The 26,804-nt window shown below is 64.9% G+C and carries 21 protein-coding genes and 3 tRNA genes; 14 read left to right on the forward strand and 10 right to left on the reverse strand.

Annotated features, from left to right (window positions below):
* The first annotated feature begins 226 nt into the window (after window positions 1-226).
* From JS528_RS10935 to JS528_RS10965, 7 genes are all read left to right on the forward strand, one after another.
* Window positions 227-832 carry an NUDIX domain-containing protein gene (locus JS528_RS10935; RefSeq protein ID WP_214359074.1) on the forward strand — a complete coding sequence of 202 codons (606 nt, stop codon included), beginning with the start codon at window positions 227-229 and terminating at the stop codon, window positions 830-832.
* Between the two features lie 141 nt (window positions 833-973).
* A complete protein-coding gene (locus JS528_RS10940; protein WP_214359075.1) occupies window positions 974-1,762 on the forward strand; it encodes an ANTAR domain-containing response regulator in 789 nt (262 codons plus the stop codon).
* Between the two features lie 21 nt (window positions 1,763-1,783).
* Window positions 1,784-4,630, forward strand: a complete 2,847-nt coding sequence (polA, locus tag JS528_RS10945; protein ID WP_214359076.1) for a DNA polymerase I — start codon at window positions 1,784-1,786, stop codon at window positions 4,628-4,630.
* A gap of 52 nt (window positions 4,631-4,682) precedes the next feature.
* Window positions 4,683-5,654 (forward strand): Nif3-like dinuclear metal center hexameric protein, encoded by a 972-nt coding sequence (locus JS528_RS10950; protein WP_214359077.1) that lies wholly within the window; start codon window positions 4,683-4,685, stop codon window positions 5,652-5,654.
* Between the two features lies 1 nt (window position 5,655).
* On the forward strand, window positions 5,656-6,297 hold the full coding sequence (locus JS528_RS10955; RefSeq protein ID WP_214359078.1) for an NUDIX hydrolase: 642 nt from the start codon (window positions 5,656-5,658) through the stop codon (window positions 6,295-6,297).
* A gap of 150 nt (window positions 6,298-6,447) precedes the next feature.
* On the forward strand, window positions 6,448-8,589 hold the full coding sequence (gene glgX, locus JS528_RS10960) for a glycogen debranching protein GlgX (RefSeq protein WP_214359090.1): 2,142 nt from the start codon (window positions 6,448-6,450) through the stop codon (window positions 8,587-8,589).
* Between the two features lie 227 nt (window positions 8,590-8,816).
* The gene (locus JS528_RS10965) at window positions 8,817-9,224 is read left to right on the forward strand and encodes a GNAT family N-acetyltransferase (protein ID WP_214359079.1); all 408 of its coding nucleotides are present in this window, start codon (window positions 8,817-8,819) and stop codon (window positions 9,222-9,224) included.
* 123 nt (window positions 9,225-9,347) lie between these two features.
* On the opposite strand, the gene JS528_RS10970 is transcribed toward JS528_RS10965, so the two are convergent.
* From JS528_RS10970 to JS528_RS10985, 4 genes are all read right to left on the reverse strand, one after another.
* Window positions 9,348-9,683: a hypothetical protein gene (locus JS528_RS10970; RefSeq protein ID WP_214359080.1), complete on the reverse strand. Its 336-nt coding sequence runs from the start codon at window positions 9,681-9,683 to the stop codon at window positions 9,348-9,350.
* 352 nt (window positions 9,684-10,035) lie between these two features.
* A complete protein-coding gene (locus tag JS528_RS10975) occupies window positions 10,036-10,935 on the reverse strand; it encodes an ABC transporter ATP-binding protein (protein ID WP_240541469.1) in 900 nt (299 codons plus the stop codon).
* A complete protein-coding gene (locus tag JS528_RS10980; protein ID WP_214359081.1) occupies window positions 10,932-12,179 on the reverse strand; it encodes a CynX/NimT family MFS transporter in 1,248 nt (415 codons plus the stop codon). The genes JS528_RS10975 and JS528_RS10980 overlap by 4 nt, the downstream gene beginning before the upstream one ends.
* A 67-nt stretch (window positions 12,180-12,246) precedes the next feature.
* Entirely contained in the window at window positions 12,247-12,792 is a 546-nt protein-coding gene (locus JS528_RS10985) for a hypothetical protein (RefSeq protein ID WP_163232306.1), read from the reverse strand.
* A gap of 184 nt (window positions 12,793-12,976) precedes the next feature.
* On the opposite strand from JS528_RS10985, the gene JS528_RS10990 reads away from it, so the two are divergent.
* Together JS528_RS10990 and JS528_RS10995 are read left to right on the forward strand one after the other, a co-directional pair.
* Window positions 12,977-14,389 carry a DHA2 family efflux MFS transporter permease subunit gene (locus tag JS528_RS10990; protein WP_214359082.1) on the forward strand — a complete coding sequence of 471 codons (1,413 nt, stop codon included), beginning with the start codon at window positions 12,977-12,979 and terminating at the stop codon, window positions 14,387-14,389.
* 48 nt (window positions 14,390-14,437) lie between these two features.
* The gene (locus tag JS528_RS10995) at window positions 14,438-15,457 is read left to right on the forward strand and encodes a lipocalin-like domain-containing protein (RefSeq protein ID WP_214359083.1); all 1,020 of its coding nucleotides are present in this window, start codon (window positions 14,438-14,440) and stop codon (window positions 15,455-15,457) included.
* A gap of 204 nt (window positions 15,458-15,661) precedes the next feature.
* Here JS528_RS10995 and JS528_RS11000 read toward each other — a convergent pair.
* A tRNA-Pro gene (locus JS528_RS11000) sits at window positions 15,662-15,735 on the reverse strand.
* Between the two features lie 134 nt (window positions 15,736-15,869).
* Here JS528_RS11000 and JS528_RS11005 point away from each other — a divergent pair.
* Window positions 15,870-17,111, forward strand: coding sequence for an ABC transporter permease (locus tag JS528_RS11005; protein ID WP_240541470.1), 1,242 nt, complete (start codon window positions 15,870-15,872; stop codon window positions 17,109-17,111).
* A gap of 47 nt (window positions 17,112-17,158) precedes the next feature.
* On the opposite strand, the gene JS528_RS11010 is transcribed toward JS528_RS11005, so the two are convergent.
* Window positions 17,159-17,246, reverse strand: a tRNA-Leu gene (locus JS528_RS11010).
* Window positions 17,247-17,593: 347 nt separating this feature from the next.
* On the opposite strand from JS528_RS11010, the gene JS528_RS11015 reads away from it, so the two are divergent.
* Together JS528_RS11015 and JS528_RS11020 are read left to right on the forward strand one after the other, a co-directional pair.
* Complete coding sequence (locus tag JS528_RS11015; RefSeq protein ID WP_214359084.1) at window positions 17,594-18,559, forward strand: L-lactate dehydrogenase; 966 nt, start codon at window positions 17,594-17,596, stop codon at window positions 18,557-18,559.
* A 41-nt stretch (window positions 18,560-18,600) separates the two neighbouring features.
* Complete coding sequence (locus tag JS528_RS11020; protein WP_214359085.1) at window positions 18,601-19,791, forward strand: M20 metallopeptidase family protein; 1,191 nt, start codon at window positions 18,601-18,603, stop codon at window positions 19,789-19,791.
* Here the strand turns inward: JS528_RS11020 and JS528_RS11025 are convergent.
* Window positions 19,781-20,659: a hypothetical protein gene (locus tag JS528_RS11025; protein WP_214359092.1), complete on the reverse strand. Its 879-nt coding sequence runs from the start codon at window positions 20,657-20,659 to the stop codon at window positions 19,781-19,783. The genes JS528_RS11020 and JS528_RS11025 overlap by 11 nt on opposite strands.
* Before the next feature lie 161 nt (window positions 20,660-20,820).
* Here JS528_RS11025 and JS528_RS11030 point away from each other — a divergent pair, with 161 nt between their 5' ends.
* Both JS528_RS11030 and aroA read left to right on the forward strand, forming a co-directional pair.
* Window positions 20,821-21,795, forward strand: coding sequence for a hypothetical protein (locus JS528_RS11030; protein ID WP_214359086.1), 975 nt, complete (start codon window positions 20,821-20,823; stop codon window positions 21,793-21,795).
* Window positions 21,796-21,855: 60 nt separating this feature from the next.
* Complete coding sequence (gene aroA, locus JS528_RS11035; RefSeq protein ID WP_214359087.1) at window positions 21,856-23,202, forward strand: 3-phosphoshikimate 1-carboxyvinyltransferase; 1,347 nt, start codon at window positions 21,856-21,858, stop codon at window positions 23,200-23,202.
* A gap of 115 nt (window positions 23,203-23,317) precedes the next feature.
* Here aroA and JS528_RS11040 read toward each other — a convergent pair whose 3' ends face one another.
* The 3 genes from JS528_RS11040 to JS528_RS11050 all read right to left on the reverse strand — a co-directional run bounded on the left by JS528_RS11040 (window position 23,318) and on the right by JS528_RS11050 (window position 26,753).
* Window positions 23,318-24,547 carry an acetate/propionate family kinase gene (locus JS528_RS11040; protein ID WP_214359088.1) on the reverse strand — a complete coding sequence of 410 codons (1,230 nt, stop codon included), beginning with the start codon at window positions 24,545-24,547 and terminating at the stop codon, window positions 23,318-23,320.
* 244 nt (window positions 24,548-24,791) lie between these two features.
* Window positions 24,792-26,462 carry a phosphate acetyltransferase gene (gene pta / locus JS528_RS11045; protein ID WP_214359089.1) on the reverse strand — a complete coding sequence of 557 codons (1,671 nt, stop codon included), beginning with the start codon at window positions 26,460-26,462 and terminating at the stop codon, window positions 24,792-24,794.
* Window positions 26,463-26,680: 218 nt separating this feature from the next.
* Window positions 26,681-26,753, reverse strand: a tRNA-Ala gene (locus JS528_RS11050).
* Between the last annotated feature and the right edge of the window lie 51 nt (window positions 26,754-26,804).

Here is a 26,804-nt window from a genome sequence, read left to right on the forward strand (position 1 = left end):
GCATGCACGAGACGTTCGGCATCCCCATGAGATACGGCACCGGCATCGACTGGAACGACTTCCACACCCGCGTCGAATGGCCATCAAACGACTAAACCCTCAGACACACATTTTGGCCTATAACCCCATTTTCCGCGTCAAGCCCACAGCGTGGCTCTGATGGGATGAAACGCCTCGAACTACAATGGATATCGAGAGTTTCCATGGAAACTACCTAGGAGGGATCATGACCAACGAAACCTACCGTCAATTCGACCCCTGGCGTCCTTCACCGCTGAAGGAGGAATCGCGCAGCCAGGTGTTGACCAGTCACTACTTCAACATCGACCGCGTCACGTTCGAGTCCCCGCAGGCCGGCGACATCACGCGCACCGTCGTGCACGTGAACAACGGCGACTCCGTGGCGGTCGTCGCGCTGACCGACGACGGCAGGCTGCCGCTGGTCGAGCAGTACCGCATCCCGATCCACCGTTGGACGCTGGAGATTCCCGGCGGCCACGCGGCCACCCCCGACGAGCGTCCGCTCGACGTCGCCAAGCGCAAGCTGCGCGAGGAGGCCGGATACGAGGCGAAGTCGTTCCGTCAGGTGGCGCGCTTCGTCAGCACCCCGGGCTTCTCCACCCAGTACACGTCGCTGTACTACGCCACCGGACTGACCTCGGTGCCGGCCGACCGCACGCAGATCGGGCCGGAGACCCCGCGCTCCGAGGTGCGGCTGTACACCGTCGACGAGGCGTACCGTATGGTCGTCAACGGCACCGTGATGGACGCGAACTCCATCATCGCCATCCTACGTCTGCACTCGGGTCTGTCCGAATCGGAAGGCGAGTGAGGCGACGGCGCGAACCGTCGGATGACGGCGAATGAGGGGGATTGATGGCCGCGGGCACGTCATGCCCGCGGCCATCTCGAATATGCGTTAGAATCACGAAAGAATACAGACACAACGCACGTAAAGAGGAAAGGGACTGGCATGGTTGCTAGGAAGACCGCTGATCAGGCTCCGCAGATGGAACCGGTGCTCACCGAGGAGGAACTCGAGGCCGTGGCGCGCGGCGACACCGATCTCAAGGAGGCGTCGGCCCCCGAGGCGGACGAGAACCGCAAGCGCACCGTCGTCGTGGCCGAGGATGAATCCGTCAACCGCATGGATCTCGTCGGCATGCTCGAGGACAACGGCTACGAGGTCGTCGGCGAGGCCGCCAACGGCGAGGAGGCGGTCGAGCTGACCCGTGCCAAGCGTCCGGACGTGGTGTGCATGGACGTCAAGATGCCGCGCATGGACGGCATCACCGCCGCCGGCATCATCTGCGACGAGAACATCGCCCCCGTCGTGATGCTCACCGCGTTCTCCCAGCCGGACCTCGTCAAGAAGTCCACCGGCGCCGGCGCCATGGCCTACGTGACCAAGCCGTACGAGGAGTCCAAGCTCATCCCGGCCCTGGAGGTCGCGATGGGCCGCTTCGCCGAGATCAACGACCTGCTCGACAACGTCGAGCGCAGCGAGAACAAGCTCAAGGAGACCCAGGAGGAGCTCGCCAAGGCCCAGGCCGATCTGCAGAAGGCCCAGGACACGCTCGAGGAGCGCAAGCTCGTCGACCGCGCCAAGGGTCTGCTCATGGACAAGGCCGACTTCTCCGAGCAGGGCGCGTTCCGCTGGATCCAGAAGACCTCGATGGACCAGCGCATCCCGAAGAAGCGTCTGGCCATGGCCATCATCGCGAAGTACGGCGACCCCAAGCCGGAACGCGACGAGCACTGATCCCTCCCACGATAAGGAATCATGGCGGATACCGAATCCACTGAGACCCTCGAGACGCGCGGAACGCTGTTGGTCGTTGACGGCCATTCACTGGCGTTCCGCGCGTTCTTCGCTCTGCCGGTCGAGAACTTCTCCACGTCCTCAGGTCAGGCCACCAACGCCGTTTGGGGCTTCGCCTCGATGCTCTCCCAGGTCATCGAGGCCGAAAGGCCCGATCGCCTCGCCGTCGCCTTCGACGTCAAGGGCGGCACCTTCCGCAACACGTTGCTGCCGCAGTACAAGGGCACGCGCGACGCCGCGCCCGAGGAACTGCTCACCCAGCTGCCGCTCATCCAGCGCATGCTCGAGGCGCTCGGCGTCACCTACATCGAGAAGCCCGGATACGAGGGCGACGACGTCATCGGCACGCTCGCGTCGATGGGCGAGGCGGCCGGATACCACACGCTCGTGCTGTCCGGCGACCGCGACGCGTTCCAGCTGATCGACGACTACATCACCGTGCTGTACCCCGGCCACCATTTCAAGGACCTCAAGCACATGACCCCGCAGGAGGTCGTCGCCAAGTACAAGGTGACTCCGGCGCAATACCCCGATCTGGCCGCGCTGCGCGGCGAGACCGCCGACAACATCCCCGGCGTGCCGGGTGTCGGCGACGGATTCGCCGCCAAATGGATCAACCAGTACGGTTCCCTGGACGGCATCCGCGAGCACGCCGACGAGATCGGCGGCAAGAAGGGCGAGGCGCTGCGCGCCAATCTCGAACAGGTGATGCTCAACCGCAGGGTCAACGCGCTGGTGCGTGACCTCGACCTCGGCGTCACGATCGACGACCTGACGTTCGGCCGTCCCGATCCGGACAAGATCGACGTGCTGTTCAAGCAGCTCGAATTCGGCGCGCGCACCAGGAACCGCGTGCTCAAGACCTTCAACGGCGGTGAGATGCCGAAGGCCGGGGGAGGGGCGTCCCCGTCCGGCGGCGGCACCCCGTCGGAGCCGTCGCTGCATATCCCCGAAGCGGAACATGCCGCTGATGCGGCGGCCGTCGAGGCATGGGAGCGGACGAATTCGTCGTCCGCCCGTCTGACGCTCCACGCGGAGGGCGACGCACGACCGGGACGCGCCTCGCTCAGGGCGATGGCCCTGCTCGCCGACGCGGGCGATGACGATGGCGCCGGCGCCGGCGAGTCCGCCTCCGCGCTGGTCGTCAAGACGCCGTTCGGCCCGGACGTCGCCGACGCGCTGTCCGGTCTGCTGGAGCGCCATCGCGACACCCTCGTCGTGCACGGCTACAAGGAGCACCTGCATCTGCTCGCGGCCGGCGGCGTCGACCTGCCCCGACCTGCGTTCGACACCAAGCTCGCGGGCTATCTGATCCGTCCCGACTTCCACGCCGACACCCTCGAGCAGGCCGCGGCCCAGTTCCTCGACCTGCACGTGGAGGAGGAACCGAAACCCAAGGCCACGCAGGGGCTGCTCGACTTCGACGCCGAGCCCGCCGCCGCGGACGGCGCCGACGGAGGCGACGGCGAGCGTGCCCGCGAGGACGGCATCCTGCTGCGCCACACGGCCATCGTGACGGCCGTGGCCCGCGATCTCGGGCCACGGCTCGAGGAGTGCGCGCAGACCAAGCTGCTCGCCGACATCGAGCTGCCCGTCTCCGAGGTGCTGTTCGGCATGGAGAACGAGGGCGCGAAGACCGACATGCGCCGTCTCGATGACATGCGCGACATGTTCGCCGCCGAGGCGAGTCAGGCGCAGGAGATCGCATGGGACAACGCCGGCTCCCGTGTCAATCTGCAGAGCCCCAAGCAGCTGGCCAAGGTCCTGTTCGAGGACATGGGCCTCAAGCCCACCAAACGCACCAAGTCCGGTTCGTACACCACCAACGCGGACGCCCTGCAGACGCTCTACGTGCGCAACGCGGACGACGAGCGCGCCAGCGGTTTCCTCGGGGCGCTGCTGCGTCACCGCGAGACGAACAAGCTCAAGCAGATCGTCGCCACGCTGATCGACGCGGTCAACCCCGACGACGGACGCATCCACACCACGTTCGAGCAGACCGTGGCCGCCACCGGCCGTCTGAGCTCGGTGGACCCGAACCTGCAGAACATCCCGAACCGCAACGCGGCCGGACGTGAGATCAGGTCCGCGTTCGTGCCCGGCGAGGGCTTCGAATCGCTGATGAGCTGCGACTACTCGCAGGTCGAGCTGCGCATCATGGCGCACCTGTCCGGCGACGAGGCGCTGATCGAGGCGTTCAGGAGCGGCACGGACTTCCACCGCTACGTGGCGAGCCTCGTCTACCAGCTGCCGGTCGACGAGATCAGCGCCGACCAGCGCAGCCACGTGAAGGCGATGAGCTACGGCCTCGCCTACGGACTGAGCACCTACGGTCTGTCCCAGCAGCTCAAGATCAGCCCGGGTGAGGCCGAGGGGCTCAAGGCCAAGTACTTCGCCACCTTCGGCAAGGTGCACGACTTCCTCGAGTCGTGTGTGGCCCAGGCACGCGAACGCGGCTACACCGAGACGATGTTCGGCCGCCGCCGCTACTTCCCGGCCCTGAGGTCCACGAACCGCGTGGCGCGGGACGCCGCCGAGCGTGCCGCGCTCAATGCGCCCATCCAGGGAACCGCCGCGGACATCATGAAGATCGCGATGATCCACGCCGACGAAGCTTTGCGCTCGGCGGGCCTCAAGAGCCGCATCATCCTGCAGATCCACGACGAACTCGTCGTCGAGATCGCGCCGGGCGAGGCCGAGACCGCCACGAGGCTCGTGCGCGAGGCGATGGAGGGCGCCGTCACGCTCGACGTGCCGCTGGACGTCTCCACCGGCATCGGATCGGACTGGCAGCTCGCCGCCCACTGATCGGCGGCGCAGCGGCCGGGCGTCACAGTCAAGCACAGTCAAGGAGGAACATATGCCGAATCTCAAACAGGTCGTCGACGTGCTGGAGACGCTCTACCCGCTGCGGTATGCGGAGCAGTGGGACGAGCCGGGACTGATCGTGGGGGACCTCACGCGCCCGGTCGGGCGCATCGCCTTCGCCGCCGACCCGACCTCGGCGGTCGTCGACGAGGCGATCGCGCGTGGCGCGGACCTGCTCGTCACCCACCATCCGCTGTTCTTCCGTTCGGTGCATCAGGTCTCCGGACTCGGCTTCCGCGGCGCGATCGTCGACCGTCTTGCCCGCTCCGGCTGCGCGCTGTGGGTCGGACACACCAACGCCGATTCGGCATACCGCGGCGTCGCGCAGGCGGCCGCCGACGGGTTCGGTCTCGTCGACCAGCGTCCGCTCGTGCCGATCGATGATCCGGACGCCGGGCACGCGGTCGGACTCGGACGCGTGGGACGACTGCCCGAACCGATGAGCCTCGACGCGTTCGCCAAGCGCGTCGCCGCGGCGCTGCCGGTCGACACCGCGCTCGGCGTACAGGCGTGCGGCGACCCCGATGCGACCGTCTCCACCGTCGCCGTGCTGCCCGGATCGGGCGACTCCCTGTTCGACGAGGTCCGCGCCGCCGGCGTCGACGTGTATGTGACCAGCGACCTGCGTCATCACCCCGTCACCGACGCCATCGAACAGGCGCGCTACGAGGCGTCGATGCGCGCGGCCGGCATCGTGCTCGACAAGGGCGGCGAGCCGGGCGACGGACAGGTGCGCCCCTGCTTCGTCAACACGCCCCATTCGGCCATCGAATCGATGTGGTTCCGCTACGCCGTCGAGGACGTGCCGGCCGCCGTCGAACGGGCGTGCGGCGAGCGTCCTCAGGTCGACTGGATCCGGCGCAACACCGATCCGTGGACCTTCTCCGTGCATGGCGGGAACGTGTACGCGCCGAAGGACGTGCCGACGGAACCGACCGGCGGGCCCGCGCCAAAGGAGGCGTGACATGACCGATATGAACGCGGCGCCCGACATGACCGACGCGGCTGGCGCGACGCTCGACGCCAGCTCCGACGGCATCGACATGAACGTGCCCGCGAAGGTGATCGACAGCCGCGAGGTGTACCGCGGCGCGATCTTCCACGTGGACGACATGACCATAGGACTGACGACGAACTCCGGCGGCGTCGTGCGCATCCGGCGCCAGGTGCTCCGCCACGCGCCGTGCGTGGTCATGCTCGTGCACGACACGGCGAGTGACCGCTACCTCATCGAACGCGAGTACCGGGCCGGCAGCGACATCTTCGCCTATGGCCTGCCCGCGGGCCTCATGGACGAGGACGAGACGGTCGAACAGGCCGCGCTGCGCGAACTCGTCGAGGAGACCGGCGTCGCGCCCGCATCGCGGGACGACTTGCGCATCGACCATGTCGGCGACTACTATTCGTCGGAGGGCATGACCGACGAACTCGCCCACATCATGGTCATCCATCTCGATTCATGGACGCATCGACCCACGCATTTCGATCCCGACGAACACGTCGAATCCGCATGGGTGAGCTGGGAGGACCTCAACGCCATCCGCGTCACGGCCTCCAATTCGATCATCGCCATCCAACACGAGGCGCTGCGGCGCCTGACCGCCTGAAACCCGCCGATCGACCGGTCCACGACGACCACGACGGTCCGGCGGCCGGTCGCCCCACATCTCGGAAACGAACGGAAACACCCAAAAGGAACACCAACCGTTCATGCAACATCACACATTCTTACGATTGGAGGTGCGATACTGGTGATTATGCAGCTAAGACCGGGTCTAACCTATCCGCTCGGCGCCAGCTATGACGGCGCCGGAGTCAACTTCGCATTGTTCTCTCAGGTCGCCGACAGCGTCGAACTGTGCCTGTTCGACGAGGACGATCATGAAACCCGCATCGAGATGACCGAGCAGAACTCCTACATTTGGCACAACTACATCCCCGGCATCCAGCCGGGACAGCGCTACGGCTTCCGCGTGCACGGACCGTACGACCCCAACCAGGGCCTGCGCTGCAACCCCGCCAAACTGCTGCTCGATCCGTACGCCAAGGCCATCGAAGGCAACATCGACGGCGACGAGAGCCTGTTCTCCTACCGGTTCGCCACACCCGACAACCCGTACGACATCAACACGCTCGACTCCGCGTCGCACACGATGAAGTCCGTGGTCGTCAACCCCTACTTCGACTGGGGCAACGACCAGCACCCGCGCATCCCGTACCACGACTCCGTGATCTACGAGGCGCACGTGCGCGGCATGACCAACCTCAACAAGGACGTGCCGCCGGACATCCGCGGCACCTACGCGGGCCTCGCGTACCCGACGGTCATCGAATACCTCAAGAAGCTCGGCGTCACCGCCATCGAACTCATGCCGATCCACCAGTTCGTCAACGACTCCTTCCTGCAGGAGAAGGGCCTGTCGAACTACTGGGGGTACAACACCATCGGCTTCTTCGCCCCGCACAACGCCTACTCGTCCGCGGGCGAGCGCGGCCAGCAGGTCAACGAGTTCAAGTCGATGGTCAAGGCGTACCACCAGGCCGGCATGGAGGTCATCCTCGACGTGGTGTACAACCACACCGCCGAAGGCAACCACATGGGCCCCACCCTGAGCTTCAAGGGCATCGACAACGCCGCCTACTACCGTCTGGTCGACAACGACCGGCAGCACTACTTCGACACCACGGGCACCGGCAACTCGCTGCTCATGCGCTCGCCGCACGCCCTGCAGCTCATCACCGACTCCCTGCGCTACTGGGTGTCCGAGATGCACGTCGACGGCTTCCGCTTCGATCTGGCGGCGACGCTCGCCCGTCAGTTCCAGGAGGTCGACAAGCTCTCCGCGTTCTTCGACATCGTCGAGCAGGACCCGGTCATCAGCCGTGTCAAGCTCATCGCCGAACCGTGGGATCTCGGCTCCGGCGGCTACCAGGTGGGCGGCTTCCCGTCCAGCTGGTCCGAGTGGAACGGACGCTACCGCGACACCGTGCGCGACTTCTGGCGCTCGCAGCCGTCCACGCTTCCGGAGTTCGCGTCGCGCCTCATGGGCTCGTCCGACCTGTACCAGATGAACGGACGCCGTCCGGTCGCCTCGGTCAACTTCATCACCGCCCACGACGGCTTCACGCTCAACGATCTCGTGTCGTACAACGAGAAGCACAACGACGCCAACGGCGAGGGCAACCGCGACGGCGAAAGCAACAACCGCTCGTGGAACTGCGGCGTGGAGGGCCCGACCACCATCAGCGACGTCAACGAGCTGCGCCAGCGTCAGATCCGCAACATGTTCTCGACGCTGCTGGTCAGCCAGGGCATCCCGATGATCTGCGGCGGCGACGAGGTCGAGCGCACCCAGCAGGGCAACAACAACGCCTACTGTCAGGACAACGAGATCTCGTGGACCGACTGGGATCTCGACTCCACGCGCGAGGACATGTTCGAGTTCGTCTCGAAGCTCATCCACCTGCGTCTGGAGCACCCGGTGCTGCACCGTCGCCGCTTCTTCTCCGGTCGCGAGCCGGGCGAGGACACGGAGACGATCCCGCAGGTCGAATGGTTCGACCACACCGGCTCCATCATGGACATGGAGGACTGGCAGAACACGCATGCGTTCTCGATGATGGTGTACCTCAACGGCTCGGACATCCCCGAGCTCGACTACTACGGCAACCCGATGGTCGACAACGACTTCATCCTCATCTTCAACGCGCACTACGAGCCGATCCAGTTCACGCTGCCCGAGGAGCGCTACGGACGCAAGTGGAAGCTGATCGTCGACACGCACAACCCGAAGGGACCGGTGCTCAACTACGAGGCCGGGTTCTCGATCACCGCGCAGTCGCGCAGCTTCATGCTGCTGATGAGCGCCGAGAAGCCGGTGCAGCCGCGCAACTTCTGATCCGCGGCTCGCGGACGATCCGGGTTCACGACCCGGACGGTATGACGGCGAAGGCCCGCATCCCCACGGAGACGTTTCGGATGCGGGCCTTCGCCGTCGTCGCGTTCCGTTGCCCCGCCGTCCGCCGTTCGTCGTCCGTATGGAGGATGACCCGCATCCGTCACGCGTGCGGACGGTTATGATGTCGGCATCGTCGAACAGACGTCAGGTAACAAAAGGGGAGAGACATGACCATCGCATTCACCGAGGATCGGAAGTTCACGCAGGAGCAGGTGCAGCGGCTGTTCCGGTCGGTCGGATGGGTCTCGGCCGAGTATCCGGAGCAGCTGCACAAGGCGCTGATGGGCTCGTCCACCGTCATCACCGCGTGGGACGGCGACCGTCTCGTCGGTCTCGTGCGCGCGCTCGACGACGGCGCGATGCTCGCCTACGTGCACTACGTGCTGGTCGATCCCGAGTATCAGGGCAACGGCATCGCCGGGCACATGATCGAGATGCTCAGGGACAAGTACCGCGACTACTTCTACATCGAGGTCATGCCCGAGGAGAGCAGGAACGCCACGTTCTACGAGGGCCACGGTTTCCACGTCATGCCCGACGGCGTCGCCATGCAGATCGTCAACCCCGACTGGTGATCGTCGCCGATGCATTCGGCGCATTCGGATTCCGTCGTTTGATGTGCCGTGTGGACGTTGCGCCACCGTATCCGAAACCGTACCGGCATTCGATCGGGTGGGTTCCAAGCGTCCTCTTCTCGCTTACGGATACAGCGGATCGTCGCCTTCGGCGTGCGGCCAGATGATGCCGAACATCCGGTCGCACGCATCCATGGCGGCTTCGACCGGGGTGGTCCCCCTACCCAGCGATGCATAGCGGGCAAGCCTGTCCGGCTCGATCCATTCCATGTCCCTCAGCCAATCCTCGTATCGTTCGACCATGTATTCGGCCGCCATGTCCCGCGCGGTATGGCCGGGATGGTGCATGGCATGGTACGGGTGTCCATCGGCGGCGTCTTGCCAGTATCCGACGATATATCCGGTGACCTCACGCATGAGATCGACGTATATGGAATTTGAGCGATCAATGGCTGTCATCGGCGTGCTGACCCTTTCGGATTGGAATCGGATCCTGGCATATCAAACGCCGGTGACCGGAGATGAGCTTGCATATCATCGGCCATTGTTACCCATTGTTATCATCAGGGTCTCCGCTTCGAGATGGAGAAGCCCTACATCCCAGTCGGGAGTAGGGCTTACCGGTCGGGCAGGCGGGATTTGAACCCGTGACATCCTGTTAGGATTCGGGGGTTCTTGGCTGAGACTAGACACTGCTGATTTCGTTGCTTTCCGCGGTCGCTGTGTCCCGGTTGTGTCCGCATCGGTTCCAGTGCTCCCCAGCCGAATGCGGCACAATGACTGAGGAGCACTGGAGCCGGCGACGAGGCGTTCATTCGGACCGCTCATGCGAAACGCAGCCGGTGCGAGCTCTCCATCGCTGCCCGGTTCGCTCTACGTGTAGCGGGACGCCGAACATCGATTCGAGACGTTCGTCGGTAAGTCCTTCGTCAAGTGGTCCGGTGAATGTGATGGTTCCCGGTGTCGTGTTGCCGTCAAGTGTGGCGTAGATGCGCGGATGCGTGTCGAGGTATGTCATGCACTCGTGTTCCATCATTCGGCCCATCATCGCGATATGGTCGAATCCGGCGGGGATGTCCTCCACCTGATGCGTGACGAGCAGCATCGTGCGCTCGTCCCCTCGCGAGGCCAGCGCCGACAGTTCTCGCAATACCGTTTCACGGCCACCCAGATCAAGGCCGGTGGTCGGTTCATCGAAGATTAGGAGATCCGCCGGCGAGACGAGCGCGCGGGAGATCATCACCCTCGTGCGTTCGCCTTCGGACAGGTTGCGCCACTGTTTGCCGGTCAGATATGCGATGCCGAGCCGGCGCATCATCGCGTACGCCTTCTCGTATGCCTCGTCAGCCGAATCCTTCGTTCCTCGTGGAATCCCCGAGGCGACGACCGTGAGCGGGTTCATTCCCGACCCGATGTTGTGCCCGAACGCCGCCGAGACGATGGCCACGCGGGTGCGACGGCGCTCCGGGTCCGAGCCCGCGACTGTTCGGTCCCCGAAGACGCGCAGTTCGCCGACGTTGGGGTAGGTGCGCATCGCGATCATTTCCAGCAGTGTGGATTTTCCCACTCCGTTCGGTCCGAACAGCACCCATCGTCCGCCGGTGGCAATGGTGAGGTTTACGTCGGCAAGGATCAGCCGTCGATTGCGATAGTAGCCCACCGACTTGGCTAGTACCATTGCGTCGTAGGGTGTTTCGCCGAGCATGGTCATCGCCCCGCTTCCTTATTCCGTCCGATGATGATGCCGATGGCGGTCTGTGCGACGGCTAGTATGGCCAGCATGATGAGCACCGTCCGCCATCCCGAGGTGATGTCGTAGATCGTTCCGGCCAACGTGGGGCCGACTGCGGCGAGCAGGTATCCGACGCATTGAGCCATGCCCGACAGTTGCGTCGTCTCCTCGGTGGTCGAGGTCTTCAATCCGATCAATGAGAGTGCCACGACCAGAGAGCATCCCGAGCCGATGCTGGCGACGATGATCCACAGCAGATCGAGCCGCGGTGCGAATGCCAGTCCGAGCGCACCGATGGCCAATGGCACGCTGGCGACGACAACGGCGGCGACCTGGCTGTCGCCCTTCAGCAGCATGGGGATGAGCAGTCCCATGACGATACCGACGAGCTGGAAGACCGCCAGATGCCAGCCGGTCCGGTCGGTGGGCACACCGAAGGAGACCTCGATGGTGGGCAGCCAGGTGACGCACACGTAATAGTTCACGGATTGCAGCCCCATGAACAGGGTGACGGCCCATGCCTCCGGCCTTTTCCACATGGAGACGCGGAGTCGGGTCTCCGATGCCGTACTCTGTCGGCTGCGGGGCTGCGCATCGGCGGCGGTCTTCGCAACCGGGGTCGTCCTTTGCGCATTCGCCCGTGAACGCCATAGCCACAGCAGTGTGACGATTCCGGCGGGAATGGCCCAGATGCCGAGCGTGCCCTGCCACCCGATTGCATCGGACAGGGGCAATGTCGCGGCCGAGGCGAACGCGGCCATGCCGGTCATGCATGCGGAGTATATGCCGGTGGCAAGTGATGTGTGACCGGGGTAATCGCGTTTGACTATGGCCGGCACCAGAACGTTGCCCACCGCGATCGAGCAACCGATGACGAGCGTGCCGGCCCACAATCCGATGGTGCCACATGCCGAACGGATCACGATGCCGAGCGTCAGGAACGCCATTGCGGCCAGCACGGTGCGTTCGATGCCGAGGCGTTCGGAGGCCCGGTGCACCATCGGGGAGACGACGGCGAACGCGAGGATGGGCAACGAGCCGAGCAGGCCCTGCATCGTCGCGTTGAGATGTTCGGACGCCCCTATCCGTGGCAGCAGCGGGCCGACGGATGTGAGCGGGGCTCGCAGATTCAGCGCGACAACGAAGACCAGCGCGGTCAGTATCGATGCGGCGAATCGCGATGCCGACGATGGGATGGGATGATGTTCTGTTATCTGTTCCATGATGATTGACTAGATGATTGAGGGTATCCGCGTGATGATGCCGTTGATTCGTATAGGGGGGTGTTCGTTATCGTCCGTCGGGGATCCGAGCGGCGATGGCGTTGAGGTTTTCGACGACCGCCGCGATGATCTCGTCGTCGCTTTGTCCGCCTTCCAGCTTGAGCAGGCCAAGCGAGTGGAGGGCCCCGGCGATGGAGAAGACGGCGGCGATGCGCTCGCGCTCGTTCGCTGCTCGGGCGGAGTAACGTTCGACGAGCATCGATTCGATTTTGCGGAACATGGCTTCGGGGCGGCCTGCGAACAGGACGCGCAGATCGTCGATCTGGCTGTCGATGGCCGGTCTCCAGCCATTGAGGAATGCGGGTGGGTCGGACAGGATCTTGTCCTTGTCGGGGTAATGCTCCAGCATCGCGTCGATGGTCTCGTCCTCAAGCTTGTCGTTGAGGTCGTATACGTCGAGGTAATGCTTGTAGAACGTGCTCGGGTTGACGAGCGCAAGGTCGCAGATGTCCTTGACCTTGACCTTCGAGACCGGAACTCCTGATGCCCGTAGGCGCAGAAACGCCTCGCGGATTGCCTTGCGGGTTTTGACGATGCGAAGATCGGTCACCATGTTCCTTTCGTTCTGCCGGTAGCGTCATTCCTGCTCCGTCCATAAGCCGCGTGTTGTTCGACGATTCAGGCGAATCGTCGAATAAGCGAGAAATGTCGCATATCGGTGGTTGTCATCCGTTGCGTTTCGATAATAATTGATGCTCGTTGAATAATCAATAACTATTGTTTATCGGAGTGTTATTGTGAAACTTGGCATCAACAGAAAACAATGGATCATGGTCATCGTGCTGCTCATGGGCACATTGCTGGCCGTGCTCAACATGTCGGTGGTCACGCCGGCGCTGCCGTCCATCATGAAGGACCTCGGGGTGGATTCCACCACCGTTCAGTGGCTGTCCAGCGGCTATTCTCTGGTCGAGGCGATGGTCATCCCGCTCGCAGCGTTCCTCATGGGGCGCTTCTCCACCCGCAGACTGTTCATCGGATGCATCTCATTGTTCGCGGTCGGCAGTCTCGTCGCCGCATTCGCGTCGACCTTCCCCCTGCTCATGGTCGGCCGGGTGCTGCAGGCCCTGTGCACCGGCGCGATCATGCCGATGGTCACCGCGGTGATCCTGCTCGTGTTCCCCAAGGAAAGCCGCGGTACGGCAATGGGCATCACAGGACTCGTCGTCGGTTTCGCCCCGGCGCTCGGCCCGTCCGTCTCCGGCGTGATCATCGACTCGTTCGGCTGGCGCACGCTGTTCGTCATCATGGCGGCCGTCTCGCTGATCGTCATCGCGTTGGCCGCCGTCTACCTGCGTAACTTCGACGGCTTCCAACCGGGTGCGTTCGACCTTGTCTCCGTGCTGCTCTCCTCGGTCGGTCTGGCATGCCTGTTGTACGGGCTGTCCACGTTCACGTCCACCGGCAACATGATGCTCACCGTCTCGCTGATCGTCGTCGGCGTGCTGCTCGTGGCCGTGTTCGTGCGCCGACAGCTCAAGGCGAAGGAACCGATGCTGCGCGTCGGAATCCTCGCCAACCGCACCTACGCGCATTCGGTGATCATCGTGGCATGCATGCAGGCGGCCCTCATGGGTTGCAACGTCATGGTGCCGATGTTCATCCAGACCGTGCTCGGCGCATCCGCCACCGCCAGCGGGCTCGCCATGCTTCCCGGCGCCCTCATCGGCGCATGCTGCGGTATCGTCTCAGGCCGCATGTTCGACAAATACGGCATCCGCAAGGTCGCCCTGCCCGGCCTGACGGTCATGACCATCGGCGGCGTGCTCATGGCTCTGCTCGGCGCGGACGCCTCGGTCATCCTCACGGCATGCGCCTACACCGTGCTCTACGCGGGACTCATGTTCGCCATGACCCCGGTGAACACCTGGGGCATCAACGCACTCGACAACGAAAACATCGGGCACGCGCAAAGCGTGACCAACACCGTCGGGCAGATCGCCTCCTCGATGGGCACAGCCCTCATCGTATCCATCTCCGCGCTGTCCACCACCCTCGCGCCCACCGCCACCGAACACGCGCAATCCATACTCGGCTCGACGCTGGCATTCGCCGCCATCGCGGTCATCCTCGCGGCCGCCCTCGTCACGGCGCTTCTGGCGACTCGAACGCACCGAGGCGCGACGAAACGGACTCTCGTCGGACAGTGACCGAAACGACAACGTATCAACAGACACGGAACCAAAACGAAACGAGACATGATGAACACCACGAACAACTCGCTGACCCACAACATCCGTACCTTCCACCACGGCACCGAACCGCTGGTGGATCCCATCCAAGACACATTCATACGCACCGACAAAGTCGGCAACTCATGGTTCTGGGTCGGTCATTTCGAGACGGGCGGCCACACCCTTGACTTCATGTACCATGTCAGCGTCCTGCAGTTCTCCAAATACCTGCCGGTGCGCATGATCAACAGCGTGCTGTCCATCACCGATGAGACCGGACGCATCTACCGTCACGAAGACCGCTTTTACAAGGTCAGGCGAGGACAGGTCGCAGGCCAGGGACTGCACATCCACACCGACAAGGACGTCATCGAAGGCGACCTCGACAACATGCGCATCGCATCGGCCATGCCGGACGGATCCATCTACCTCGACCTGCACGGCACCGGATATCCACTCTACAGTCTCGGTACCGGCTACTTCCAGATCGCCGGAGTGGCCAACTACCAATACTCGTTCCCGCACATGGCCGCCAAAGGCGTCATCACTCTCGACGGCCAGCGTCACGAGGTGGAAGGAATGGTATGGATGGACCGTCAGTTCGCCGGCATGCCCAAAGGCAGAAGCCTCAAGGACGGCTACAACTGCAAATGGCTGTGGATGAACCTCTGCTTCGATAACGATCCCGACGTGATCAGCCTATGGGGTGTAACCGAACTGGCCACGGGCAGCGAACATTGCTGGGCCAGCGTCCTGCATGAGGACGGCACCCAATCTTCCGCCGGCGTGGATCCGATGGTCGGCGACTCCTTCAACGTGTGGGAAAGTCCTGTGACCGGCATGAAATACCCAACCGGATGGACCTTCTCCATCCCTGAATGGGAAGCGAAACTCACCGTCACATCCATCATGGACGAACAGGAAATCGCTTCGCCGAACCCCTCAGGGCGCAAATACGAAGGCGCAAGCCAAGTGGTCGGCACCTACCGAGGACACTCGGTAACGGGCCACTGCTGCCTCGAACTCGTCGGAGGATGGAACTAACAACACCGGCCCATTTTCCGAAAAACACCGGCATCGGTCCGATTCCGCCAACCCGCCGAAGAAAGCCACAACCCGACGAACCGGTGAACAAGGGATTTGGAATGGGTGCTGAATAGCCTTTCGGGGGCTCTCGCACAAGTTAACGAACGGTCTCGGAGCAAAAAGAAGAAGCCCTACATCCCAAGCGGGAGTAGGGCTTTCGGGTCGGGCCGGCGGGATTTGAACCCGCGACATCCTGCTCCCAAAGCAGGCGCGCTACCAAACTGCGCTACGGCCCGTTGCGTGCATCGGACCGATCCCTCGGGACCGGCGTCGGCGAACCACGGACGCATCCGCCCGACCGCCGAAAGCACAATCAGTCATTGTACAATACAGGTGGACTCGACGCGAGGCAAGTGGGAGGGAAACGATCATGGGCCGTCATCAACGTGCGGAGACCGGCGGCCTGATCTCGTTCATCCTGTGCGCGTTCGCCGGCGCCGTTGGCATGAACCTCTATCTCGAATACGCGCCCGCCATCTGGCAGGTCTCGCAGCGCCGCTTCACCGTCTGTTCGGGCATCGTGGCCGCGTGCGCGGTGCTCTCGTTCTGCATCGGGTACATCACCAATTCGCGGTCGATGACCCTGAAGAACGGCTGGCTCGCCCCCATCCGACGCATCGTCGAGACGCTGGCCCTCTCGACCGTGTATGCCTCGACCACGTTCCTGTCGTCGTTCGCCCTGCTCGGCGCGATCAACGAGATGATGGGCACGCTGTTCGTCGGCTACATGTCGTCGGTGTGCGCCGCGTTCGCCGGCGTCGTCGGCTACGTGACGTTCGTGCAGGCGGAGATGATGAGCGCCAAGACGCTCGCCTCCCTGCTTCCCTTCTTCGTGATCTCCGGTGTGAGCGTCGCGGGACTGACGACCGACGACCCGTACTGGTACCACAACAACTTCTCCCAGCTGGGCGATCGCACCACGTTCGCGGCGACGATGTTCAACTCCACGCTGATGCTGGCGGGCGTGTGCATCATCATCGTCAGCTACTTCGCGGTCTCCGAGCTGCTCACCACCGAGCGTCTCATGCGTCTGTGGCACGACCACACGCGCGACGACCCGAACCGCGGCTACGACATCCCGCACTTCGTCACACGCATGACGGTGCTCTCCGTGCTGCTCACGCTCTCGGGGCTCGCGTTCATCGGCATCGGCGCGTTCCGGTACACGCCGCACAACCTGCTGCACAACATCTGCGCGAAGGGCCTGCCGTTCGTCATGCTGCTGCTATTTCTGCTGCTGCCGTGGCTCGCGCCGCGCATCGGCAAGGCGGTGATGGTCGTCTCCGACCTCGCGGCGCTCCTGTGCGCCGGATTCTGGTGGAACATGATGCTCGGGCACAACACCCTGACCAACGTCGAGGCGCTCGCCGGCCTGCTGTTCCTCGGATGGTTCATCGTGTTCTCGCGTCAGATCGCCGCGATCGAGGCCGACCGCGTGACGATGCAGCTCGTGCGCTCGCAGGCCACCGGTGCGGCGGATCCGTCGGACTCATCAGCCGACGTCGACGTCGATTCGGAGGATGAGACCGTGATGTCCGACGTCACGGGGAAGGCGGCCGTCGGGGGAGCGGCCGAACCGTTGCCCGAGTCCCGCATCGCCTCCGATCGCTGAGTGATAACGAAAAACCCCGCGGAGATGAATCCGCGGGGTTTCAATCGTGCCCGAGACGGGACTTGAACCCGTACGCCTGTTAAAAATAGGCACTAGCACCTCAAGCTAGCGCGTCTACCATTCCGCCACCCGGGCAGGTGTCGTTGTTTCGGCAACGGATAGGCACTTTATCGGGGAAGCATGGCGTCGTCAAATCGCGACACGCCGGTAGGGCCGTCGTCACGGTGCGCAGAGAATCATTCTCGATAACGAACGTGTGAGCCAGCGAACGGGGCGAATCGCACATCGGAATCCCGCAACGGCTGGAACCAAGCCGTTTCCGACGATGTGCGATTGTGCGGTTCCGTGCGTTCGGCTCACACGTTTTCCGGGGAGGCCAATTCCCTGCGCAGTCATGGTCGTCGATGTGGAACGGACCGCGCCCCATGGTCCGTCGTTCGTCTATCCTGTCGCAGAAGGACAACGGGGGAGGAGATGCCGTCATGGTCACATCGCACAGAAGCAGGGTCGTCGTCGTGGGAACCGGCAGCGTGGGGTCGGCGGTGTCCAGCGCCATCGTGCTGCAGGGGCTGTGCGACGAGCTGGTGCTCGTCAACCACAATCCCGACAAGGCCAAGGGCCTCGCGATGGATCTGATGGACGGCGCCGAGTTCATCGGCCGGTTCGTCTCCATCCGTCAGGGAGACTGGTCCGACTGCCGCGACGCCGATATCGTGATCGTCACCGCCGGACCGAAGCCGAAACCCGGCGAGACGCGCTTCCAGGAGCTCGGCGCCGCCATCGACATCGTCGACCCGATCCTGTGTGCGATCAGGGACTCCGGATTCGACGGCATCCTCATCATGGTGTCCAATCCGGTCGATGTGCTGAGCTGGTTCGCGTGGAGACGCACCGGTCTGCCGCGCGCGCAGGTGCTCGGCTCGGGCACCGCGCTCGACACGTCGCGCATGAAGACCATCATCGGCGAGATCACACGGCTCGACCCGCGCATGGTCTCCGGGTACGTGATCGGCGAGCACGGCGAGTCCCAGTTCGTGCCGTGGTCGACGGTCTCGTTCATCGGCAAGAGCCTCACGCGGTATCTCGAGGACAACCGCGAGCGCTACGAGGGCATCACACTGGAGGGCATCGAGGAGCGGACCCGCGAACGCGGCATGGCGATCAAGGCCCTGCGCGGCGGCACCAGTCAGGGCATCGCCGCCACCGTCGCCGGTCTGACGCGCACGATCCTGTGGAACGAACGTCGTGTCATCCCCGTCTCCACGCTGATCGACGGCGAATACGAGTATGACGAGCACGACGTGTTCCTGAGCCTGCCGGTCGCGTTGGACGCCGACGGCGTGGGCGACTTCGTCGACCTGCATCTGACCGGCGACGAGCTCGTCAGATTCCACGAGTCGGCGCGCATCGTCCGCGAGCACTGCGCGCTGATCGCCGACCGCCTCTAGCGGGCGACCTTAAGGGACGCGCACGGCAAGGAGAAGCGACAATGGACTATTCCCCGTACGAGGACGAGCTGCGGACGCTCCGCAGACATTTCCACCAGTGGCCCGAGCTGAGCCTCAAGGAGAGGGAGACGTCGGCGTACGTGGAACGCCATCTGCGCGACCTCGGATTGGAGGTGCGCCGCGTCGGCGAGTACGGGCTCACGGCGATGATCTGGGCTCCGGAACCGGGGGAGGACGAGCCCGGAGGCATGGAGCGCCGCACGGTGCTGGTCCGCGCCGAGATGGACGGCATCGCGGTCCCGGACCTCACCGACCGGCCGTGGCGGTCCCGGCACGACGGCGTCTCGCACGCCTGCGGGCATGACGGCAACATCGCCACTCTGCTGGTGTTCGCCAGGGTCTGCGTCGAACACCGCGACGAGCTGCGCGTGAACGTCAAGCTCATGTTCCAGCAGGCGGAGGAGAACGGCGAGGGCACGGCGCTCATGCTCGACGCGGGCGTCATGCGCGATCCGAAGGTCGACTGGTTCGTCATGATCCACTACGTCAACGACGCGCCCGACGGCATGGAGCTGCACAGGGGCGCCTCATCGGCGGCGATCGGCCGGATGCGGCTGACCGTCCACGGGCGTTCCGCCCATTGGGGCGCGTCCGGCATGGGCGTGGATGCGATCGTCGCGGCGGCGCGGGTCGTGGAGGCGGTGCATGGGGTCAACGGCAGCTACGAGTCCGTCGGCGGATCGCCCTTCATCGCGGGGATCGGCACCGTATCCGGCGGCACAGCTCGCAACGTCATCGCCGACGAGGTCACATTGGAGGGGACGTTGCGCGCCTGTCGTCTCGACGACTACCACAGGCTGCGGGAGCTGCTCGCGGGGCGATGCGCCGCCGCCGTGCGCGGAACCGGCGCGAGCGTGGACGTCGACATCGACGACGACCCCGCTCCGCCGATCATCAGCGACGGCGAACTCGTCGACCTGGGGCTCGAGGTCGGCAGGACCATCTGGGGGTCGGACTGCCGCCTGTCCGACGTCGAATACCTTTCCGGCGACAGCGCCGCGCGATACTTCGACTACGCGCGCGGCATCTTCTTCGTCTTCACGGCCGGCATCCCCGGCGAGCAGGCGCATTCCCTGCACAACGGCGCGTTCGACTTCGACGACTCGATGATGTGGAAGGCCGTCGCGTGCCTCCACCGGTTCGTACTGGCCCTCGGCGACGTCAGGCGATGAACCGCAGATAGGTGCGGTCGTCGAACGAGTCGAGACCGGCCGTGAAACCCTTCGTGGAACGGTATTCGTCGATGAGGTCCGGATCCTCGCGCCGCAGACGCTCCAGCTCGCGTTCGGACTCGGCCAGCGTGGGGCGCAGCAGCGGATAGCCGTCCGAGGCGAGCACCACCTCGTCGCCGGACCTGACCGGTACGACGCGTATCGGATACGTCGGGTCGGTGAACCCGTCGAACACGAAGTAGCCGTACTCACCCCGCCGGTTCGCGAACCGCGACTGCAGACGCAGGAACGGCAGGATCATGTCTCGCGCCGGGTCCGGGGACCCGGCGGGGGAGCGGGGGACATCCGGCGCATCCGCCGGCCGGAATCGGGCAGCGTCATCCGGTTCGCCGCGGTCCTCGCGTTCCATCCGCAGCGCCCTCGCTGCGAACGAGCGCAGCTCGCCCATGAACTCGTCCACGCGCTTGACGGTCGGCACCTGCACGTCGTTCACCATGATCTGGCAGTCGCCGAACAGCCACGCCTCGCCGAGCGCCGCGCAGTACACGACCGCGTTGGCCTGCAGCCGCTCCACCGGCTCTCGCTCGAAGAACGACAGACCCAGCGGATGTGCGCGGTACTCGGCCCGGAACCGCTCGTCCACGCGACGCTGGACCTCGCGCATCCCCGCGTCGGCGGACATCCCCGCGATCACGGACAGCAGCAGATCCTTCGCCATCACGCCGCCGGTCGGATGCCAGGGACTGCGCACGCTCTTGCTCGTCACACCGTCGGCCACGCATGCGAAGGCGTCCGTGACGAGCAGTCCATCCTCGTTCAACGTCTGATCCGCGTGCTTGCCGCGGCACCGTCGTTCGATCACCCGCATATCCGCCTCCAGTCGCCGCTACGCGCCTTCCACTGTAGTCCGCCGTCAGGTGCGTCGCCGCGGCAAACCAGGGCGTAATGCGTTGGTCATTCCTCCCGATTACGCTGAGGTTGTTCACGATCAGGCGATTTCGCCGCACGATGGCAGCAAGGGAGAGACGTATGACCGACGAGCAGGGCAAGTCCGCCTCCGACGACGAGCGCGACGGCGACGCGGTCGACATCGTGCCGCTCGACGCCGCCGGCATGCACTCCCCGCTCGAGATCCCCGATTTCGACGATCTCGTTCGTCCGGTCAAGCTCAGGCGCAGACGTCCCGCCGTCTCCACGGTGATCGGCTCCGTCGTCGCGATCGTCGTCGTCATCGCAGTGGTCGCGGCGGTCGTCATGCTCAAGCCATTCTCGGCCGTGCACGCCTCCGACTATTCGGCGGCGGCGCAGCAGACCTCCACGATGGCCAAGCAGTACCAGAACACGACGGTCGCCCTCGACGAGGCGCTGCAGTTCCTCTACTCGCAGGACTCCTCGTACAGCGCGGACAAGGTGAAGACGCTCAAGGCGCAGGCGTCCAAGCTGGGCAGGTCCGTGGACGCGTTCGCCGACCTGAGGGCCGTCAAGGACGACGACGTCGCCGCCGCATACTCCACGTACGCCACGCAGGCGAGGCACTTCGTCCGGTTGTCCGAGAACCTTGCAGACTCCGCCAAGCCGCTGTCCGCGATGGTGACGGCGTGCTCCACGACGCCCAGCGGCACCATGTACGACGACGACTTCTACACCAAGTACGAGCAGTACATCTCCACCTGCAAGACCGCCGCCGGCGCTCTGGACAACGTCAAGGCGCAGGTGGTCGCCGAATTCTCCGGAACCCTCACGACGACCCTCGACCAGATGAGCGACGTCATCGCGCAGATGAAGGCGATCGGCAGCCCGTCGTCGTACTCGACCGGCTCCGAGCAGGGCCAGCAGCTGCAGGATCTGTCCTCGCAGCTCGTCGACCTCGACACCTCGTACGGCGCGGTCAACACGTTCCAGGACCAGCTGAGCCAGGCGCGCGAGAACGCCGATCCCACCGCGCTGCTCAACCGACTCAACACCGCGATCCAGCAGGGCTACGCCTCGACGGGCAAGAAGTAGCGTCCCACGACACGCATGGATGCGCCTCCCGCCGCGATCGCGGGCTATACGATGGGGCGTATGAGCGAAACGAAGCATGACAACCTGTGGGCCGCGCCCACGCCCGGCGGCCCGCTCGACGCGACCGTCACCATTCCCGGCAGCAAATCCCTGTCGAACCGCTACCTGATCCTCGCCGCGCTCGGCTCGAAGCCGGTCACACTGGTGGGGCTCCTGCGTTCGCGCGACACCGAACTGATGATGGGCGCGCTCCGTGCGCTCGGCGTCTCCTGCGAGGTCGATCCGAAGACCGACACCACCGTCACCGTCACCCCGCCCGCCGGCGGGCTCTTCCGCGGCAACGTCGACGTGTACTGCGGTCTCGCCGGCACAGTGATGCGCTTCGTACCCGGGCTCGCGCTGTTCGCCGACGACGCCGTGCGCTTCGACGGCGACGAACAGGCATACGCGCGCCCGATGAAGCCGGTGCTCGACGGTCTGGAGCAGCTGGGTGCGACGATCGAGTACCACGGCGAGGAGGGCTTCCTCCCGTTCACGGTCACGCCGCCGAAGACGCTTCCGTCCGCCGACGCCCCCGCGAAGGTGTCCATCGACTCGTCGGGATCCTCGCAGTTCATCTCCGGCCTGCTGCTCGTCGGCTCGCGTCTGCCGGGCGGTCTCGAACTCGCGCATACGGGGGAGAGGACCCCGAGTCTGCCGCACATCCGCATGACCGTCGCCGACGTCAACGGCGCCGGCGGCCACGCTGAGGCCGATGAGGACGCGCGCGTCTGGCGGGTCGCCCACGGCTCCCTGCAACTGTCCGATCGCGTGGTCGTCGAGCCCGATCTGTCCAACGCGGCGCCGTTCCTCGGTGCGGCCCTGATCGCCGGCGGACGCGTGCGCGTGCCGCACTGGCCGGTCGAGACCACGCAGCCCGGCGGTCTGCTTCCCGGATATCTGGAATCGATGGGCGCCCGCGTCTCATTCCCCGAGGAGGACGGCGTGCGGTACTGCGAAGTCGTCTCCGACGGGCACGTCCACGGTCTGGGTGACTTCGACCTGACCGCGGCGGGGGAGATCGCGCCGTCCCTGGCCGCGATTCTCGTGTTCGCCGACGCGCCCACGAACATGATCGGCATCGGACACCTGCGCGGTCACGAGACGAACCGTCTGGCGGCGCTCGTCGCCGAGATCACGCGCATCGGCGGCGAGGCGAGCGAGCTGCCCGACGGCATCGCCATCACGCCGGTGCCGCGCGAGCGGCTGCACGGCGCCGTGATGGAGACCTACGCCGACCACCGCATGGCCACGTTCGCCGCGATGATCGGTCTGGCGGTGCCCGGGGTGAACATCGTCGACGTGCAGACCACCAGAAAGACGCTGCCGAACTTCGTCGGCATGTGGAACGAACTGCTGAGCAGGTGATCATCTCCTGATCCGGCTCTCCCGTCCTGCACGGGGAGCCGGAATACGATAAGGGGCTGGTGATTCAGGACGAATCACCAGCCCCTTACTGTCGCCCGATGGGCGAATCACAGGCTCACTTGGCGAACTTGTTGCCGTAGGTATCCTCGCCGGCCTCCGCGATCGCGGCGGACTTGCGGGCGATGGCCAGCTCCTCGTTGGTCGGGATCACGGCGATGACCACGGAGGAATCCGGGGTGGAGATGATGCGCGGCTCCTTGGAGCGCTTCGCGTTCTTCTCCTCGTCCAGCTTGACGCCGAACGGGGCCAGCTTGTCGCACACCATCTTGCGCACGATGTCGTCGTTCTCGCCGACGCCGGCGGTGAAGGTGATCACGTCGCAGCCGCCCATCTGGTAGGTGTAGTTGCCGATGTAGCTCACGATGCGGTGCACGTAGACGTCGAGGGCCAGCTTGGCGTCCTCGTTGCCCTCGGCCACCAGACGGTGGACCTCGCGCAGATCGCCGAAGCCGGTCATGCCGGTCATGCCGGAGCGCTTGTTGAACAGGGCGTCGAGCTCATCGACGTTCATGTGGGCGTTGCGGATCAGGTGGAAGACCACGGCCGGGTCGATGTCACCGGTGCGGCCGCCCATGACGAGGCCCTCGAGCGGGGTCAGACCCATGGAGGTCTCGACCGGCTTGCCGGAGACCTCGGCGGAGGCGGAGGCGCCGTTGCCGATGTGCAGGACGATCTGCTTGAGGCCCTCGGCCGGCTTGCCGACGACCTCGGGCACCACGGAGGAGATGAACTCGTGGGAGGTGCCGTGGGCGCCGTAGCGGCGGATGTGGTACTGGTCGGCGATCTCCTTGTTCAGCGCGTAGGTGCTGGCGGCCTTCGGCAGCTGGAAGAAGAAGGAGGAATCGAAGACGAAGATCTGCGGCACGTCCGGCAGCAGGGAGCGCATGACCTCGGCGCCCTTGGCCTCCGGGCCGTTGTGCAGCGGGGCGAGGACGGCGAGATCCTTGACCTGGTTGATCGTCTTGTCGGTGACGAGCGCCGGCTTCGGGAAGAGGGAACCGCCCTGGACCACGCGGTGGCCGACGGCCACGATGCCCGCATCGGACAGCTTCGGGCCGTACTCCTCGAAGAAGCCGAGCACGCGCTTGAGGCCCTGCTCGTGGTCGTGGATCGGCTCCTCGAGCTCGTGCTTCTCACCGTTGTACTCGTGCTTGTAGTGGCCGTCGATCGGCTCGCCGATCTTCTCGACGAGACCGGAAGCCAGGCCTTCGCCCGTTTCGAGGTCGACCAGCTGGTACTTGATCGAGCTGGAGCCGGAATTGATGACAAGGACGGTTTTCGCCATTGTGGGCATCCTCCATTGTGTGTTGTCTATCCCGCTTCAAGACGGCGGGCTACCGTGATTAGATTACTCGTTGCTTGCTACAAACCGTTGGATTCGGCTGCGTTGCGTGCGGTGACCGCGGAGGGCCGCCATATGGGGTGCTGGACACACTCAAGGCCGTTCGGCCAAGCCTACGGTCCGGCACCCCATATGGCGGCCCTCCGCTCCGTTTCGTCGAAAACCGACGGGAGGGTGAGGGGCGGGGCTACTGCGCCTCGATGGCGGTCAGGGCGATCGTGTTGATGATGTCCTGCACCAGGGCGCCGCGCGACAGGTCGTTGACGGGCTTGTTGAGGCCCTGCAGCACCGGGCCGATGGCCAGTGCCCCGGAGGAGCGCTGCACGGCCTTGTAGGCGATGTTGCCGGCGCACAGGTCCGGGAACACGAACACGTTGACGTGACCCGCCACGTCGTTGCCCTTGGCCTTGGTGGCGGCCACGGTCGGCGACCATGCGGCGTCGAACTGGATGGAGCCGACGACCGGCAGATCCGGGGCCTTCTCCTTGACCAGCTTGGTGGCCTCCTCGACGACGTCCACGTCCGGGCCCTTGCCGGAGCCGAGCGTGGAGTAGGAGAGCATGCCGACCTTCGGGTCGATGCCGAAGGCCTTGGCGGTCTCGGCGGACTGCAGCGCGATCTCGGAGAGCTGCTCGGCGTCGGGGTTGAGGTTGATGGCGCAGTCGGCGAACACGGCCACGTGGTCCTTGAAGCACATGAGGAACGCGCCGGAGACGAGCTTCTGCCCGGGCTTGGTCTTGATGACCTGCAGGGCCGGGCGCACGGTGTTGGCGGTGGAGTTGATGGATCCGGAGACCAGGCCGTCGGCGTAGCCGAGCACGACGAGCATCGTGCCGAAGTAGCTGGAGTCGGTCAGCTGCTTGCGGGCCTGCTCCTCGGTCATGCCCTTCTTGGCGCGCAGCTCGCACAGCTTGGCGACCATCGGCTTCAAGACGTTCTCGTCGTCCTTGGCCTGGAAGCGGGCGCGCTCGAGGTACTTGAGGCCCAGCTCCCTTCCGCGGGCGAGGATGGCGTCCTTGTCGCCCACGATGATCAGGTTGACGATCTCGCGCTCGAGCAGGAAGTCGGCCGCCTTGATGATGCGGTCCTCCTCGCCCTCGGGCAGGACGATCGTCTTCTTGTTGCTCTTGGCCTTGCCGAGCAGGCCGTACTGGAACGCGTACGGGGTGACGGGGGCGTCAATGTCGACGTCGAGCGCGGCGAGCACCTGCTCGGTGGGCGCGTTCTTGCGGAACGCCTCCAGGGCAAGGTCCTTGCCGGATTCGTCGGAGAACGACACCTGCGGGATCGTCCAGACCGGCAGGCCGTACTTGGACAGCGTCTCCTTGACGGAGACGGCGTGGCGCGGCTCGCAGCCGGTCACGAAGATGCCGAGCACCTTGTTGCCGGCGGCCTCCATGCCCTCGATGGACAGCTTGACGGTCTCGTCGAGCTCGTGCGGCCAGCGGTCGATGGTGCACACGGCCAGGAACACGCCGGCCTGCAGGTCGGCGGCCACGCTCGCGTTGAACTCGTAGGAGGTCGGGTCGTTGACGTGCGACTTGTCCGTACCGACGATGAGCGCCGCGTCCGCGCGGGAGACGTCCATCGCGTCGTTGAACGCGCCGACGATGTCGCCGCGGGCGGTGTCCTTGTCCTCGCGCACCTTGTGCACGTCGAGGCCGGTGGACAGCGCCACGCCGAGGCCGGCGTTCGATGCGGACAGCAGGACCGGGGTGAAGTCGTCGTGGTTGGACACGGCGGGGCGGAACACCATCGTCTTGTACTTCGAGGTCAGCGCGTTGAGCACGCCGTAGGCCACCACGTTGCGGCCATTGGCTCCTTCGGGGCTTGCGATATACACGCGGGTTACGGTCACGATGTCTTGTCTCCTTTGATAACCAACATGGAATGGGACCACACATCATTGTAACGGCGATTGTTATCGTTCACGGGCATCGTGCATGTTTTTCCGGTGGATCGCGGGAAATTCCCGCGGGGGAGGGGCGTGGCGAGGGGACGCGGGATGCGGGCCGCCGGCCGTTCCCCCGGATACGAAAAATCCCGGACCGTCGAGACGATCCGGGATCCGAGTCGTGGAGCTAAGGGGATTCGAACCCCTGACCCTCTCCATGCCATGGAGATGCGCTACCAGCTGCGCCATAGCCCCGTATTGAGTTATGTGGTGAACAAGCCCTGCGGCTTGTTTCGTGGAGCTAAG

The sequence above is a fragment of the Bifidobacterium santillanense genome, from assembly GCF_018555385.1.
Classification (GTDB): Bacteria; Actinomycetota; Actinomycetes; order Actinomycetales; family Bifidobacteriaceae; genus Bifidobacterium; species Bifidobacterium santillanense.

Coding starts and splice junctions, on each gene's coding strand:
- JS528_RS10935 (WP_214359074.1), top strand. CDS start 227: ATGACCAACGAAACCTACCGTCAATTCGACCCCTGGCGTCCTTCACCG.
- JS528_RS10940 (WP_214359075.1), top strand. CDS start 974: ATGGTTGCTAGGAAGACCGCTGATCAGGCTCCGCAGATGGAACCGGTG.
- polA (WP_214359076.1), top strand. CDS start 1,784: ATGGCGGATACCGAATCCACTGAGACCCTCGAGACGCGCGGAACGCTG.
- JS528_RS10950 (WP_214359077.1), top strand. CDS start 4,683: ATGCCGAATCTCAAACAGGTCGTCGACGTGCTGGAGACGCTCTACCCG.
- JS528_RS10955 (WP_214359078.1), top strand. CDS start 5,656: ATGACCGATATGAACGCGGCGCCCGACATGACCGACGCGGCTGGCGCG.
- glgX (WP_214359090.1), top strand. CDS start 6,448: ATGCAGCTAAGACCGGGTCTAACCTATCCGCTCGGCGCCAGCTATGAC.
- JS528_RS10965 (WP_214359079.1), top strand. CDS start 8,817: ATGACCATCGCATTCACCGAGGATCGGAAGTTCACGCAGGAGCAGGTG.
- JS528_RS10970 (WP_214359080.1), bottom strand. CDS start 9,683: ATGACAGCCATTGATCGCTCAAATTCCATATACGTCGATCTCATGCGT.
- JS528_RS10975 (WP_240541469.1), bottom strand. CDS start 10,935: ATGACCATGCTCGGCGAAACACCCTACGACGCAATGGTACTAGCCAAG.
- JS528_RS10980 (WP_214359081.1), bottom strand. CDS start 12,179: ATGGAACAGATAACAGAACATCATCCCATCCCATCGTCGGCATCGCGA.
- JS528_RS10985 (WP_163232306.1), bottom strand. CDS start 12,792: ATGGTGACCGATCTTCGCATCGTCAAAACCCGCAAGGCAATCCGCGAG.
- JS528_RS10995 (WP_214359083.1), top strand. CDS start 14,438: ATGATGAACACCACGAACAACTCGCTGACCCACAACATCCGTACCTTC.
- JS528_RS11005 (WP_240541470.1), top strand. CDS start 15,870: ATGGGCCGTCATCAACGTGCGGAGACCGGCGGCCTGATCTCGTTCATC.
- JS528_RS11015 (WP_214359084.1), top strand. CDS start 17,594: ATGGTCACATCGCACAGAAGCAGGGTCGTCGTCGTGGGAACCGGCAGC.
- JS528_RS11020 (WP_214359085.1), top strand. CDS start 18,601: ATGGACTATTCCCCGTACGAGGACGAGCTGCGGACGCTCCGCAGACAT.
- JS528_RS11025 (WP_214359092.1), bottom strand. CDS start 20,659: ATGCGGGTGATCGAACGACGGTGCCGCGGCAAGCACGCGGATCAGACG.
- JS528_RS11030 (WP_214359086.1), top strand. CDS start 20,821: ATGACCGACGAGCAGGGCAAGTCCGCCTCCGACGACGAGCGCGACGGC.
- aroA (WP_214359087.1), top strand. CDS start 21,856: ATGAGCGAAACGAAGCATGACAACCTGTGGGCCGCGCCCACGCCCGGC.
- JS528_RS11040 (WP_214359088.1), bottom strand. CDS start 24,547: ATGGCGAAAACCGTCCTTGTCATCAATTCCGGCTCCAGCTCGATCAAG.